The following is a 14,692-nucleotide window of genomic DNA, read 5'->3' as shown; positions in this document are numbered from 1 at the left end:
GTACAAGCTAACTAACGTGAAATCTTTGCTAGACAAGGGTTTCAGCCTAATTGCCCCTCATAGCACGTTCGCTTCAATTACCCCTTTAAGCTACCTCAAACCCCGCATCAGCCTGCCTCAACTTCTCGTCCACCACTGCCTGATCCACACCCAGATAGGCTTGAAGCTGAGACAGAGACTTGTGACCGCTCACTCGCTTTAGTTCGTGCAGCCCCCAACCTTGCTCATGCAGATGGGTCAATCTCGATCGCCTAAAGCTATGCAAGCTCATCCCTTCAAAGCCCAGCAGTTCAGCCGCTAGCTTAACGTGCTTTTCTACAGCCCTGGCTGTGATGTGTCCAGTCTTGGAGCCAGACGGGAATAGGTAACCTGCTGCTGGCTTGATTCGCTTCAACACCTTTTGCAACGGCTCTGACATGACCACCTTGCGAGTCTCATTGGTCTTCGTGTTGGGAACCGGGAAAACGACATACCCATTTCTCAAATGCTCAACCCGCAGGTTCACCACCTCGCCAATCCTGCCAGCAGTCAAGTAGCAAATTTGGGAGATCGCTCGATAGGGGTCATCCAGTTCAGCAAACAAGTTTTGCAGTTCATCCGGTTCCAAAATTGCAGCGCTGCCGGAACGATTCGTCTTCCCATCACGCGGCATGGCTTACCTCAGAAAAGCTGTCTTCCCATCTTATTCGTATTCCGGTTGAATTACGAACGGACTCACTGAGTTTTACGCCACTCTGATTCGATGCCAACAGGAAATAACCCCTTATTGCTCAAAATGCCTTCTTATTGAGAATGCAAAGGTTTCAGCGTTTACAGAGTGAGACTAGCTAGACTTAGGATAAGAATTTCCAAAGATGACGATGGGGCAGACAACTTAACCCGAATGTCTCGACGAGGGTACTGCCAGAGTGGAAGGCAAAGATTGAGGCGATCGCCAACGAGACCAAGCGCAATTCATCCCAGGTGCTGCATGAGGCGATCGCGCCTTAAATTAGGTTCATATTGGGGTAGATGTTGCGACCCAAAGCGCTGTACATTTGCTCATATTGAAAGCGCAAAAGCATGATTATTACCGTCAGCTCGTTCAAGGGAGGTGTAGGCAAAACTACAACCGCGATCCACATCGCAGCTTACCTTCAAACTAAAGGCGAAACAATCCTTGCAGACGGCGACCTCAACCGCAGCGCTACTAGTTGGGCACAACGTGGTGAAGCTCCGTTTAGGGTATTTGACCAGGATGATATTGACGAGGCTGGGGAGTTTGAGCACATGGTAATTGATACCCCTGCTAGACCTAGTGATGAAGCTCTAATTGCCTTGGCTGATAGCTGTGATCTGCTTGTGCTTCCTACCACCCCTACGACTTTTGCAATGGAAGCTGTTGTGCAGACTTTGGATACCCTCGAATCCATTGACTCGGACAAGTATCGAATCCTGCTGACCGTATGCCCACCTCCACCTAGCAGAGAAGCTGAGAAGGCTCAGGAGAGCCTGACCAAGGCAGGGCTATCAGTCTTTAAGTCCCGCGTTAGACGATACGCAGCTTATCAGAGAGCCGAAAATTTGGGAGTTATTGTTAAGGATGTTCGCGGCGATCGTAATGCAGGTATTGCTTGGAAGGATTACACGTCAGTGGGGCAAGAAATCCTAAAATGACGAACTTTGACAAGATTCTGGCAAAAGCTAGAGAGAAAAAGGACAGGGAGCAGGAGAAGGAGCAGCCGCAACAGCAGCGGTCTGGAATTGAAGCAACAATCCCGTTGGATGACATCAAGGATAGAGTTGCTGGAGATACCCGCCCGCTTGACCAAAAGCACGTAGAGGAGTTAGCAGAGAGCATTGCAGCTATAGGACTGGTGCAGGCGGTTACCGTTGATGCTAAGGGCAGGCTGCTCGCAGGTGGGCACCGTCGAGCGGCAATTCACCTGCTCAGGGAACAGAACAGAGATGCTTACAAGCGCCAATTCCCAAATGATAGGGTGCCTGTTAGGGTCATGGACTTCGATTCTCAGGTAGAACCTGATCGAAGTCTGGAAGTCGAACTCTCTGAGAACGAGAAGCGCCGGGATTATAGCCGAACTGAAGTAGTAGCGATCGCCGAGAAGTTGAGAGCTGCTGGCTACCAGGACACACCAGGTAGACCTAAGAAGGGAGAGAAACGGCTCAAGCCTGCTTTATCGGTAATCTTTGGGAAGAGCCTGCGGACGGTTGAGCGCTATTTGAGCGAACCAGAAACCCCGACAAGTGGCGAGGTTTTTCCTAGCAAGTTACTCAAGCAGGCATTGCCTAAGCTGAAGCAGTGGCAGCAGAGCAAGCCCAAGACACCAGCAGAGAAGGAACTAGCAGCTTCTCTATCTGGACTAATTGAACTAATTGAAGCAGTTTTGCAGGAGCAGTCTGAAAGTTGAGCGATTCATGTGTGGAGGGGCACTTGTACACATGACAAAAGTGGCGATCGCCATTCCCGTTAAACTTTAGCTTTCTCGTAATACTCTACTGCTGCCTTTAGCCGCGCAGCATATTTGTAAATATCATCCATTGTGTCGATAGAAATTTTCTCCTCTTGCTTTTCTTCCTCTCCGTGCTCAAAAAAGCTAATACGTTTATTGCTTTGGGCGTTTAAGTAAAGCCTACAAATGGGTTTTCGGTTGTTATCGTCCAGCAGAATTCCAAAGTAGGTTTGAACGTCCCGATATGCAATTCGACTAGGATCGACGATTTCCCGAAGGATGGATTTTACGATATAGAATCCTTCCATCTCCTCTTCTGTAGTCACAATTTTATTTCCTGCCTTTGACTGACTAGAATCATCAGTGATGCTAGATGAATCGGAAGGCTGTGTATGAGATTGTGCCGGAGAGCCATCCGTAAAACCTGAAGCATCGAGCAAATTACTAATTTGCTCTCTTACAAATTGCCTCAGTGCTCTTTTCATGTAATCAGCAAACTGCTGTTTTGCAGTGGGGCTAAACACCTTGCCAGGGCAAAGTTGGCTATAAAACACTTTAGTGAAATCTTCTGAAGGAGTAGTTAATTGCTCTGACAGCATCGCTAGTATGCCACCTACATACTTCAGTTCAGTAGCCGCCGTCACCATCTTATCAATGTCAAAAGCAGACTTTGTAACCTTCTTAAGCTCATCAACTAATACTTCCTTGAGATTCAACATATCAATCTCAAGAAATGGCTTTTCGTCCATTTTGTGAGCTTTTTCTAAATCTGCATAGAAGCGATAAATTACCCCATTAGTTAAAACTCCAATTCGGGCATCCGTTGCCGCAAAGTAATGAAAGAGCTGGCTGTACGCGTGGCATTTATCAGCAAACTTCTCCTCCTTGCTTTTGCACTCAATTAAAATGATGGGCTTACCATCCTTGAATATGGCATAGTCAAGTTTATATTTTTTTGCGGCTCCTACATTTGCATCAAACTCTGGAACAACTTCTTTAGGGTCAAAAACGTCATATCCAAGAGCTTGAATAAAAGGAATCACTAAATACTGTTTTGTAGCTTCCTCTGTACGGATATCATTTAGTATGCTTTGGGTTTTTACTGAAAGAGCTTTGATTTGATCAATAAAATCCATATAAATTCCTAGAGCCTGGGTTACACAAATCTTCCCTAGAGTGCCCAAAGAAACCGGGGAGTGAAATAGGAAAATAGCAATTTCACCTGCATGTTTATGAAATCATCACGAAGACTTCTCAGTAGTAGGGGTAAAGGTAGCAATCGTCTTCACTCGACAAACTAGTCCGTTTGGGAACACGGCTTTTGAGTGTAGTTAAACTCGCCTTTGTATAGCAGACGAGAAAAAATGGTCGCTAAGGACAAACTGTCCCGTTTACGATAATTGATCCAGTTGCAGTAAGAGGGGTAAAACAACGCAAAATCAAGCTTTTAGAGTACTAACTGTCCCAAAAACAGTCATTTCTTGGCATGTTTTAGCTAAATTACGGAAATTTTTCTGAAAGCCTTGCATGGCAAGGCTTTCAGGCGCTGTGTGGCGCTTTGTTGCAGCTACGCTACCTTTGCCCCAAAAACGACCGTTTTCTTTGTGCCAAGCTTTTCACCGCAATAAGGTCTTGATCACCACAAAACAACTCATCAAGCAAGCAAAATCAGGTTACAGGGTCACTTGGTTAGATCTCAATAAGTTCAACGCTATCGCGTCGTGTGCTCTCGTAATGACTGTGAATTGTTGCGACTGAGTTTCCTACAACCTTAGCAATGTTGGCTGCCTTGACACCTGCATCAAGTTGGGCGTTTATGTATGTATGGCGAGTTGCGTAAGGTGTGAGATATTGGGACACCTTTCCTTGCTCAATTAACGTGGGCAGGACACCTGTCCCTAGTCGTTTAAGTCGTTTTTCGTTTCCAGCCCAGTGGAGGCTGAACATATCGAAATTAATTGGAGCTCCTTTACTATTCTGAAAAACGTAATCTTCAGGGCTGTAGTTTTTCGGTCGGATATTGAGTAATAAATTTTGTAGTTTAGTCCCGCAAGGGAATGCTCTGGATCGAGCGCCCTTTTTTTGAGTTTTCAAACCTTTCAATACCCTTAGGCGATGATTATAAGATGATCTAAAAGTAATTTTACTGCCATCACTAGAGACATCACGCCATGTCAGTCCTGCACATTCTCCGTGTCTGGCTCCAGTCCAGAACAAAAACTTAACAACCACATCCCAAGGAGTACCGTCACGTTGTATAAGGCACATGCGCTCTTCAAAAGCCTCAATGATAGCGTTGGCCTCTTCCAACGAAAAAGCACGGTAGTCGTCATCAGTCTCTTCTGCAATTCCAGAATCGATTAGCTTCTGAATCGACTTTGGAGTGACCCTTTGAGGGACGGGATCTATATCCTCACTGTATTGCTTGTACGCGTTTAAGAAACTACTTGGCAGCAATTGGTTGAGTTTCGCCCACTCAACCATGCAGGAGATAACAGAAAGCAATTCTTTTGCCTTTTTAGAACTGTAATTTTCAATGAGGAAAGCACGAATCTCTAGCCCATCATGTAGATTTTGTGGACATTTAGAGAACGCTCTGAGATAGCTTTGACGATAGGAGAGCTCAATTGTGGTCTCTTCTAGAAGTCCTGATTTGTACTCCAAATATTGCTCGAATATTCCAGAAAGCGTATGCCGATTAAAAACCTTGGAGATAGCTTTCTCTAACGCCCCTTGTTGTTGACAAGTTGGCTTGGGGCGATACTTCTCTAGCGTGTTTAAGTATCGCTCCAAGGTTACGTCAAAAGATTCTTCGTAAATATCTAGCTGGATGTCCTTGGCGATTATTTCTGCAATCAGCATGTTTTGTTCATTGTTTGACAATCCCAAATATAGGTACTTCTGCTTGATTCCCCAAACCTTTTGGGATAACTGAGATGGGAATTGAATCCGGAGTACACCACGATCGCAGCTAATGGCTGTTGAACCGTTACCGACCCGTTTTGATTTTTGGCTAGGGGTTTTAACTTTAGTAGGCATAAATATGTGATTTTCAGTTTTTATGTACTATACACAGTTTTTCGTTTTACTAGAACATACAGGACACGGAAATGCTATGTTCTAGTAACAAAAACGTTATAGGGCATGCTTTCTAGATGCCCCTAAAAGATGGCTTTTAGGGGCATCTAGTCAGTTTTCTAGAGAAGCGAACGGTATTTTCTCAACGTTCTGACCCATATCCAGCCAACTTTGTCTGGGTCTTTCAGCTTTGTCCAACGAGGAAACTTTTCTTTGTTCCTATTGTTTTTGAGCATTGTATCCGTAACCCCTAATCGCTTCGCCAAATCAGTTTGCTTCAAAAACACGGGTATATCAGAGATAGAAAGCACCCTGTCTGGCTTAGTATCATCCGGTATGTCACTGACCTGCTGGGAAATCTCTGATCCAAGAAAATCAGAGATGAGTCGGGTTAGCGCCTCTGCGTCACTCTCGATAGCGTGTTCTTGTTTCCATTGTTGATAGAGAGCGTGAATATTTGGCTCCATTAGGAGCTTTGCAGAGGGTGCTGTAGTGTTATCTTTTATCAAGATGCCCATCCAGGAGCGAGCCTCAGATGCTTTGGTCTTGCACACTTTTATACCGAGAGTTTGCAGCCAAGTATGAATGGCTCCAACACTGGGTAGAAATTGGTTACCCTGTACCTCTTGCTGCAATCGCGCTAGCGCCCAGCTTGGTATATCGTTTCGGCTTGATTGAACTGCTATCAACCGATTTATGCCGCCCGATCTATACCTAGAAATCCACCTCTGTACAGTCACTGGATGGTATCCAAGCGCTATAGCAACATCTTCTTTAGTAGAGGCTTCACCGGACTTAAGAAGGCATAGAGCTTTAACTTTGTGATATTTCAGTTGGGTTGTTTGTTGGGTACTTAACTTCAGTAGGTAATCAAGAGATTCAGTAACGAGATCAGCTAGGCTCACTACGGTTTGGCGATAGAAGAATTGCTTGAATTTCTTCATTAGATAGCAGGGGGCGGTATTTTTGCAAATGTGGCACCCATAGCCAGCCAACTTTGTCTGGGTCTTTCAACTTTGCCCAGCCTGGAAAAGTTCGTTTAGTACGATTGCGAATTAGCATATGCGGGTCAACTTTTAAGCGTGCGGCTAATCTGTTTTGATTAAGTAATTCGGGGATGTTGTACGGGATCTCTGTCGTTAATGGCGCTTGGGATATAGATTCAATAAGAGTCTTGCCTGGCTGCTGAAGAGGGCTGACGAATTGTACTGGACGTACTTGAAAAATTTCTCCCATCAATTGGTTCAGCGCCTGGGTTTCATTGGGAAAACCCCTTTCGGCGCTCCATTCAGAAAATTGTTTGTAAACGGCTTTAAGAGCTGAAGCTTCAATCTCTCCTGCACCAGCCTTCCCGCCTTGATCTGCATGGTGTAACCGTTGCATAGAAAGCACCTTAAATCTTAGTAATCTCTGTAGCTTTCCTTGAGGAATTGAAACGCCAAATTCTTGTAACACCCACTCCTGAATGTTTTTTATTGGAGGGAGAAACTGGGTGTCCTGATACCTCTCAACTAAGCGATCACAAATCTCAGACGGAATGCCAACAAAGAGATCTCTCCCCTCATCTTCCAGAAGCTTCTGCAAACCAACCTGTCGATATTTCCTTACCCATCGCCTAACCGTTCCCTCGTGTCGACCTATCAATTCAGCAATATGTCCACAAGCTCTGAGACTCTCAGTTTTCAAGAGGTAGAGAGTTCGCAGCTTTTGATAGCGCATCAAGTCCTTCTCCTGCTCCAAGAGTTCAGAAAGGAACTCGGCAGTTTCAGTAATTAAGACTTGAACTGGCTTGCCCATGTTGTGCTTTGCACTTATTCCAAGTGTCTTAAAGATCTATAGTATGCAGAATAAGTGCAAAGCAATGCTCTTATCTGCGGTAAAGATGGCAATTTGGTGGGGAGCCATTTTGCCAAACCTACGGTCGGTTTGCATTGACCTACTTCCGTCCAGTGCTATTTGGGGGTGAGGAGCAATGAAACAGAAAGTACCGTTAAGGCTGAAATGCTTTACTGGTAGCTGCTTCAAAAAGTGCTTTTCAGTCTCAATGAGACGTACCACTTGAATTCTAGGTTATTTGGCACAGCCATGAGGAACGGCATGGCAAGGGTTTGAAGTTCCTAAGTTTCAGAGAGTTCAACTGGTACACACTGATTTAGCAGGTTTTGGTGTCATTAATTGTCCCCATCAATAACTAATTATTTTAGTCTTCTACTCCTGGTTGATCTTGACGATTGCTCAATCAGCACCCGCCAGAATTAGTCTGCCATAAGCGATAGAGCAGCAGGCATAGGTCAGATTCCGTCAGCTGTGATATGCGCCTACCCTGGAAGTTCTCGGCAATAAACTTCTGTGCCTCAGCTGCACTCCAACCTAGAGATTTGAGCTGATGCCTCCGTCGTATTGATCTGTCTACCGCTCCCATTTTCTTTTTCGCATCAGGCATACACCAAATTGGTGCATTAATGGTGTACCAAAAACATCGAAAGGGTGCATAATAGATTTAATATAATTTAGAACTTCGAGGAGGAAAATCTCGAAACATGCCTACTCTCCGGCATCATTCGCCTGATGTCCAGGCACAATCCGGGAAGGTTGAACTACTTATGGATGAATTTGCAAATCAAACAGGATTTGAATCTAGTATCGAAACTGATCGTGTAATGCCTCACTATCAAACTGATGAGAAGGAGCCTTTAGGTTCTAGCAAAGCGCGATCCAAATCTAAGCACAAGGTTGAGTCTACTCAGCCACTGCACACAGAGGATGCATCTCCTACCTCTAAGCCAAAGAGAATGTCCATCAGCTTGACTGCCACTGATGTTGAAAAACTGAACTGGTTAGCTGAATCTCAAGACATCTCTCAAAGTGAGGCATTACGGAAGGCAATAGCCACAGAGCAGTACATTCAGCGGGCTATCCAAGCAGGTAGCAGAATCATTGTGGAGAAGCCCGACGGCACCAAGATGGAGGTAGTTTTTAGGTAGGTTCGATGATCACTCTGAACTTGTACCCCCTAACAATATGGACAAGGACTGTGTTCCGTATTCATCAGAATCCAAAGAATTTCAGCTAGAGATATTCATAGAATCGGAAAAAACTCTAGAGGAGATTTCAGAACCGACTGAGCATCCTTACCAACCTGCTGTCCTTGCTTTAGAACTAGTTGAAGACAACTCTCTAAACCCGGTTCTGAACGCAAATAAACTCATAACAAACACCCCTTCTCTTAATGAATGGGAACCGATCGAGCGCCCTCTAAGGCAGCAGTCTTTAGATCTGCCCAGTTTAACGATGTTGGAATGGCACTCATCAGAGAGGGGAAATACGGAAAGTTCAAAAGACGAGCTATTAGGAGTTTCAGATAACAGGTTGTTACCTGCCCCTGGAGATTTCCTCACTGCTCCATTTCAGCTCTCCTCTGCATCCTACGATTCGACTGATTACTCATACCGTTTTAACGTTGAGCAGGATGTTGGAGGCGCTACAAAGCTTGATTCAAGTATCATTTATGCCTTTGGATTTACTGGATTAGCCTTCGAGAATGATTTGCTATCGAAAGGTTTTTCCAGTTCACAAAACATTCTTGGACTTCCTCGCATTGACAAATTTAATGAGTTGAATGGCGGTGAAAATTTGTATCCTCCAACATAGGCTATTTCAGCGTCATTTCTAATCAAAGAAGGTTTATAGCTGATTTGCAGAAGAGATTCTGTCTGATTCTCCTAACTGCCAGACAGCCTTTTTATCAATCTGACGTTCTAACTAATGTGAGAACCCAACCATGCACACTAGTGATACACATGATGAATCTCGTCCTCCTTTTAACCCTGATTCAATCAATGAGATTGCTAATGACGCAATACGTGAGATTTTGCGCCAATCTCGTTGGAGCTTCAATCTATATTTTGTGACGATCGCAGCCTCTACTGCTATCGGTGCTGTTGGGGGTGGGCTACTTCTATCTGGACTTGTAACAGAGGGAGTTCTAACTACTGCCACAGGGGTTGTTTCTAGTGCCTGCTGCACTCAGATTAGCAAAGACTCACAAGAGAAGTTAGAGAAACTACTAGAGCGATTGGAAAACCTTTCTAGCGGGTCGAGGTAATTGAAGCGTCGCTGCAACGAGGGGCAATTAGCGATCGCAGTAGCAGAATTCCCCTATTTTTGACCTCATTTAAAAGCCTGGCTAATTAATTTTGAGATTGAGAATTAAAGTCAATAACTCAGACTTATAGATTAGAGCCTAGCTAGCTTAGATGAACTATGAAAGGTTGATAGCCACAATGTAACAACAGCAATAATTTCAGGCTAATTGCCCCTTGTTACAGCGACGCTTCAATTAACCCTATTAGGCGATCGCCTCCTTCAAGGTAAGGTTTGATAATTCCTCCCACCACTTACAGCCAAACCCTTGAATAAGCTCTACACGGGCTTTACAGCCCTTGATAGCGAGAATCACCAAATCCCCCAAGCTTTTGCCATTGCTCACGCGAGAACCAACCTGCATTTCTTTACTTGGGGGAGGGATTGGAGATGTTTGCTGTGCGTCCATGATTTCTAAAGGGGATTTGGCTACATTACTGCAAATCGTGGACGCGGCTTCGGAAAGCTTGCTGGACGCGGCTTCTAGCATCTGGAAGTAAAAGGTATTGACCGGAATTCCCCAAAGGCGATCGCGGCTGTTGCCTCCACCAGGGCGGCTCACCTCGACGCTCTTAATTCCTAATCGGCGGATCAGCTTGTTAACGATGTGAACTCCTGTTTGCTCCTCTTTGATGTCGAATCCCAGCCAATAACGAATTTCATTGCGGTAATGCAATGCCTTCTTTCTGATTGCCTTAACCGCTGGACTGCTGTTGCTGTAATCTGCTTTGCTGTCTATCAGTTCTTTAATTCCCACCTGGCTTAATAGCCAAGCTTTGACATGACCTTTGGGCAACTTGTGAGGCAGATTCAACCGACCTGTAAGAGCATTTTTAGCTTGCTCTGACTCAGCATTTTTGGCAGATTCGAGGTTATTCATCTTTGCGTAGAGCAATACACCACGCTTCATTGCTCCAAACTCAGCAAATAGCCCTTCATAACACTCCTGTGGGTCGTTCCAGTCAATACCGGGGAACTCATCCCGACAGATAACTTTCAGTGCAATGTTAAGGGTATCAGTGGAAACGTCTGACGCTTCTAAAGTTCTCCTTGCCCATTCGACGGTCTGTTCTTGCAACGGGCTGCACTCTGCGAAGGCGATCGCGTCTTCCTGCCAAATCTCCTGAGAGAGAGACTCCAGAACCTGGCTCATTTCCTTATCAATCGGGCAGTCGCAGCGGGTGATGGTATGCCCTGACTGCTTCAACTGATTGATCAGGTAATGCAAAGAAGCTGCCTTTTGTGCCCCAAAGGATGCAGCCTGACGGGTGTAATATTTCTCCCAAACCTCTTCGATTAGCCGTTTCTTGGCTAAATCGGCTTCATTGGTGGAGCTTGTGAAGTCATCCAATGAATAAAGCTTTTTGAAAAATGCTGAATTGAACTTAAGCCGTTTTTGAATTCGGTCGGCTGCACCTAAAGCCTCGTCGCCCGTTGCCGGGATGCAATGCTGTGTGTAGATTTTCCTGGGCACTGGCAGACGGTAACGGGCAAGCATCTGCATCCACATATCAGGATGCAAGTTGCAGAAATACCCAATCACAATGTCAAAACCTGGTAGCTCGATGGAAATACCCGATTTAGCGCTAGGGCTGAGGATCAGCGCGTCTGGCAGTTCTCCATGTTCATTTTTATAAGCTTCTAGGAACTCGTTAGGATTGCGGAAGAAGCCACTACAAGAGCCTTTTTGGTTCGTGTCGCTGTCAACACGCAGGATACGAATGTGTGGATATTTTTGGCGCAAGCGCTTCTCCAGCCGCCGCCCCTGAAATTTGGAAGTGGTGACAAATACAGCTTTTTTGCCCTGATCAAATACTTCCTCTTCAATGTCAGACCAGAAGCCAGAAGCCCTGCCTGTGCAGATTTGGACATCCCAAGAGTGATTGGTGGCTTCGTGCAGGATGAATCGCTCTTGGTCGCAGCTTGACAAATCTTTGATAAATTCCAGCGATCGCTGATAGATCGGGGCTTCTGCAATGGCGATCGCTCCTGACCTGATTGCAGCTTGAGCAACTTCGTGGAACAGTTCAAGAATTTCGGCTTGACGGCTTTTGAGGGTGTTTCCTTGCACCAATTCTTCAATGACCTGATTGACTTCATCGAGTATCAGTAGCACTGGGCGATCTCCATTCCAAAACCAGCGCGGAACTCTGTGCAGCGAGTTAACGCACAGCACAGCACCATGTGAATGGCTGATATCGGTATTGAATAAGCTCACTTGCTCACGACTTTTCATGTCGTAATCGTGGATGTGAGGCAGTTCCCACTTTTCAGCGGTCTGCTGTCCAAGGCTGTTTAGTGGGGAAAGGACTAGAACATTCCAGCCGTCTTCAATGGCTGCTATCACCCAATCCCGAAGCCGTGTGGTTTTGCCCGTGCCAAGCCCGGACTGAATGACATGAATTCGAGCCTTTTGGATTTGGGGTAGATCAGGCAAGTACTGCCCTGAAGTTGCTCGTTCTGCTGTGCTGGCATCTAAAGAATCAGATGCCAGTTTCAACATATCGAGCAACCATTTACCCTTGCTCCATACATCTAGATCAGGAGAGTTGTTCAGCAGTTGGTCTATCCAGAGTGGGCGCTGTGCTACCTCCATGCCTGCTAGAGCATCATCAACCCCTTTTCCGATCGCTCCATCCCAGGACGGCACGAATACACGACACTGCCGCTTCTGTAGCTGTTTCCCTAGCTTCTTGATTTGTAGGTTGACATTTTTGACAGTAGAAGGCTTTTCGTCTTGGTCGTAAACAATGAAAAAGTCTCGTCCGTTGGTGGCAAATTGTTCAATTTGCGGGTGAAGCTTGTCAGCAGTGCCTTTGGGATGCCAGCAGCTCACCCCTCTAAGGGCGATCGCTGGAACACCTTGACTTAGGAGTGATAGAGCTTTTTTCAGTCCTTCAGTAATTGCTATTGGAAGATTGCAGCGCCAGACAGTATCCCAGAATGGCTCACCTTCCAAGGGTTTAGCGTTATAGCGACTAAAAACTAGTGCTGCTGTCTCTGCGTCCACGATTGGCAGTAATGGCAAAGCCTGAGTGCCTGATGGTGTTTCGTATTTAACGGCTTTGAGCTTCTTCGGCTCAAAGCTCATGCGAGGGTTATCAGGCTTTGCATAGGAAGGTTCAGCGCAGATTGCAAACCAGGCTCCACGAGATAAAGCCGTGTAGACTTCCTGCTCTGATTTTTTGGTGGGTTGAAGTGGAAGCCCAAACTCTAGCGCTGCAATATCTCCACTAAGGTGTTTCACGTTCGCAAAAGTCAGAGCCTCGCTAACAGCGCTTCCCCTAAACTCTTCTAAGACGTGTTCAGGCAGTCCAACCAGTTCAGATTGACTGCCACTGGCTAGCGGTCTGTAGCGGTTTTCAACATCCCTTCGCTGAAGGGTTCTTAGATCCTGCCTATTGCTGTTCTTGACGGGGCTAAAGCCTTTATTGCTCATGCCTCACCCCCTAAAGCACTTGTTATAACAAGCTGGGTGAGGCTATGATTCTGGAATAGCGGTCTAACAGTTGCACACTGTATGCAACTCACGATAATATTGAGTTTATACACGACTAGTTTTCTGCCCCTTGGGGCGTATCCCTAGTAAATCGGTGTTGGTCGCCAAACTTTCAGCCGATTTTCTAGAGGTTTACATCAACAAAAGACCCTGGCTTAGTACCACCTAAGCTGGGGTTTTTTCAATTTGAGCATTTGAATAAAGCTCGATCGTTTTTCTTGCAAGCGTTCTGGGCGGAATGTTTTCGGTTGCTGCAATGCTGTTAAGTTGCCGAATCAAATCAACATCCATTCGTACTGCATAAGCTGTTTTGGGTGGGTTTTTCACGTCCGTTCCTGTCAGTCGTACTACGCAATATCTAGACTAGTTCCTTATTCCAAAAAAGTCCAGACCTATTGCTGTTATTGACTTTTGCATACATTAGTCAATATTTTGGCTACCGCAATCAGCACTACATTTAGTGCTGATTGTATGCAGTAATTAGTAATAAGCGATCGCCATTATTTGTCAGAACTTTGCCGCAAGGTTTGAACTGCTCCTGAGAAATTTGTTTCAGCCATCAAGATGCAGCGTTTAAGCAGATCAATATCCAATTGATTGAGCCCAGCAAGTTCACTACGGTCGATCTGCTCATATCCAGTGGGTCGAAGGTGATAAAGAGTAAGTACACCGTCCTGCCAAAACCAAACCTCAGGAACCCCTAAAGCTTGGTAGCGGGCTAGTTTGTTTATGCCACTAGTGAAGATTACTTCGATTGACAGGTCAGGGATTGGCTTTGATCCACCAATGCAATAGGACTGGTCAGCCTGAGCTGAAGCAGTACCTTCCTTGTCTTGGTTCTTTGACCCAGTTGGCTTGAAATCAATGCTCATATCCAACAGGAATGTAGTTAGCAGATAGCCAATGATGTGGGCAAAGAATTCGTGGTCTTCTCCAGGCATGAGAATTTCAATCGTTTCACTGTAGTAAGCCAGCCGCACCCCCGGAGAATCTTCAGAAGCTTGCTGAAGCAGCTTAAATTTTTCCCAGGTCCCCTGAAGGATGATGCGTTGATCTGTCGCCCTCTGTTTTGGAGGCTGTGTAAGTTGTGCAGTCATAGCAATCACCTCACTTGCCTTGTTTGCTGTCGGTCGGGGGCTGTTCCTCCGACATGGGCACCTTGCCTTGATCTATAGCTTCTCTAATGGACGCTTCTAGAAGAAACGCCGCTAGAGTGGCAGGCTTGTTCTTCTCTGCTTCAGCCCAACGCTCTAGAGCTTCGCCTATTCCATCTGGCAAGGTGACGAAAAACCGCTTGCTCACACTTTTATCAACCAACTATATTCCTCCCATCCTAAGGCCTAGTAACGCTTTGACTACTAAATTGCAACAACTTTGCTAGTTGCTATCTTATCAGTAGTTAAGTAGTTACTAATATGCTAGCATCATGAACATGGAAAGGATGACAAGCGAACACGCTACGGACACAGGAAAATAAGCGGTCGCCTTTCCCTCCGTTGCCTCTGAACCGGCTCCAAACCCA

General features: G+C 45.7%; 14 protein-coding genes and 1 pseudogene. 5 read left to right on the top strand and 10 right to left on the bottom strand.

The genetic code is table 11. The features are described 5' to 3' along the window. Nucleotides 1-85 precede the first annotated feature (85 nt). Nucleotides 86-652: a tyrosine-type recombinase/integrase gene (locus H6F93_RS01430; protein WP_190678587.1), complete on the bottom strand. Its 567-nt coding sequence runs from the start codon at nt 650-652 to the stop codon at nt 86-88. Between the two features lie 410 nt (nt 653-1,062). Here H6F93_RS01430 and H6F93_RS01425 point away from each other — a divergent pair, with 410 nt between their 5' ends. Further along, nucleotides 1,063-1,656, top strand: coding sequence for a ParA family protein (locus tag H6F93_RS01425; RefSeq protein ID WP_190678585.1), 594 nt, complete (start codon nt 1,063-1,065; stop codon nt 1,654-1,656). Next, nucleotides 1,653-2,408, top strand: a complete 756-nt coding sequence (locus tag H6F93_RS01420) for a ParB N-terminal domain-containing protein (RefSeq protein WP_190678582.1) — start codon at nt 1,653-1,655, stop codon at nt 2,406-2,408. The genes H6F93_RS01425 and H6F93_RS01420 overlap by 4 nt, the downstream gene beginning before the upstream one ends. 59 nt (nt 2,409-2,467) lie before the next feature. Here the strand turns inward: H6F93_RS01420 and H6F93_RS01415 are convergent, their stop codons facing one another. The 5 genes and pseudogenes from H6F93_RS01415 to H6F93_RS01400 form a co-directional block, all read right to left on the bottom strand. Further along, nucleotides 2,468-3,586: a type I restriction endonuclease gene (locus tag H6F93_RS01415; protein WP_190640832.1), complete on the bottom strand. Its 1,119-nt coding sequence runs from the start codon at nt 3,584-3,586 to the stop codon at nt 2,468-2,470. A 553-nt stretch (nt 3,587-4,139) separates the two neighbouring features. Beyond that, nucleotides 4,140-5,489: a tyrosine-type recombinase/integrase gene (locus H6F93_RS01410; protein WP_190678580.1), complete on the bottom strand. Its 1,350-nt coding sequence runs from the start codon at nt 5,487-5,489 to the stop codon at nt 4,140-4,142. Between the two features lie 158 nt (nt 5,490-5,647). Next, nucleotides 5,648-6,217, bottom strand: coding sequence for a hypothetical protein (locus H6F93_RS01405; protein ID WP_242043254.1), 570 nt, complete (start codon nt 6,215-6,217; stop codon nt 5,648-5,650). Between the two features lie 6 nt (nt 6,218-6,223). Further along, nucleotides 6,224-6,472 (bottom strand): annotated as a pseudogene (locus tag H6F93_RS35580) (helix-turn-helix domain-containing protein); the annotation flags it as partial. Continuing rightward, nucleotides 6,420-7,325, bottom strand: a complete 906-nt coding sequence (locus H6F93_RS01400; protein ID WP_190678575.1) for a COG3415 family protein — start codon at nt 7,323-7,325, stop codon at nt 6,420-6,422. The gene H6F93_RS01400 and the pseudogene H6F93_RS35580, both read right to left, overlap by 53 nt. Before the next feature lie 743 nt (nt 7,326-8,068). Here H6F93_RS01400 and H6F93_RS01395 point away from each other — a divergent pair. The 3 genes from H6F93_RS01395 to H6F93_RS01385 all read left to right on the top strand — a co-directional run bounded on the left by H6F93_RS01395 (nt 8,069) and on the right by H6F93_RS01385 (nt 9,633). Continuing rightward, nucleotides 8,069-8,512 (top strand): ribbon-helix-helix domain-containing protein, encoded by a 444-nt coding sequence (locus H6F93_RS01395; RefSeq protein ID WP_190678573.1) that lies wholly within the window; start codon nt 8,069-8,071, stop codon nt 8,510-8,512. Between the two features lie 37 nt (nt 8,513-8,549). Continuing rightward, entirely contained in the window at nt 8,550-9,179 is a 630-nt protein-coding gene (locus H6F93_RS01390) for a hypothetical protein (protein WP_190678571.1), read from the top strand. 130 nt (nt 9,180-9,309) lie between these two features. After that, nucleotides 9,310-9,633 carry a TRADD-N-associated membrane domain-containing protein gene (locus H6F93_RS01385; RefSeq protein WP_199313416.1) on the top strand — a complete coding sequence of 108 codons (324 nt, stop codon included), beginning with the start codon at nt 9,310-9,312 and terminating at the stop codon, nt 9,631-9,633. Between the two features lie 243 nt (nt 9,634-9,876). Here the strand turns inward: H6F93_RS01385 and H6F93_RS01380 are convergent, their stop codons facing one another. From H6F93_RS01380 to H6F93_RS01365, 4 genes are all read right to left on the bottom strand, one after another. Beyond that, nucleotides 9,877-13,110: a plasmid replication protein, CyRepA1 family gene (locus H6F93_RS01380; RefSeq protein ID WP_190678568.1), complete on the bottom strand. Its 3,234-nt coding sequence runs from the start codon at nt 13,108-13,110 to the stop codon at nt 9,877-9,879. Between the two features lie 225 nt (nt 13,111-13,335). Then, nucleotides 13,336-13,497 (bottom strand): hypothetical protein, encoded by a 162-nt coding sequence (locus tag H6F93_RS01375; protein WP_190678566.1) that lies wholly within the window; start codon nt 13,495-13,497, stop codon nt 13,336-13,338. 173 nt (nt 13,498-13,670) lie between these two features. After that, entirely contained in the window at nt 13,671-14,267 is a 597-nt protein-coding gene (locus H6F93_RS01370) for a Uma2 family endonuclease (RefSeq protein WP_190678564.1), read from the bottom strand. 10 nt (nt 14,268-14,277) lie between these two features. Then, the gene (locus H6F93_RS01365) at nt 14,278-14,472 is read right to left on the bottom strand and encodes a ribbon-helix-helix domain-containing protein (RefSeq protein ID WP_190678562.1); all 195 of its coding nucleotides are present in this window, start codon (nt 14,470-14,472) and stop codon (nt 14,278-14,280) included. Between the last annotated feature and the right edge of the window lie 220 nt (nt 14,473-14,692).

This window comes from Leptolyngbya sp. FACHB-671, from assembly GCF_014695745.1.
GTDB lineage: Bacteria > Cyanobacteriota > Cyanobacteriia > Elainellales > Elainellaceae > JAAUTN01.
The sequence above is the reverse complement of the archived record's forward strand: the minus strand, read 5'-3'. Positions and strand labels throughout refer to the sequence as shown.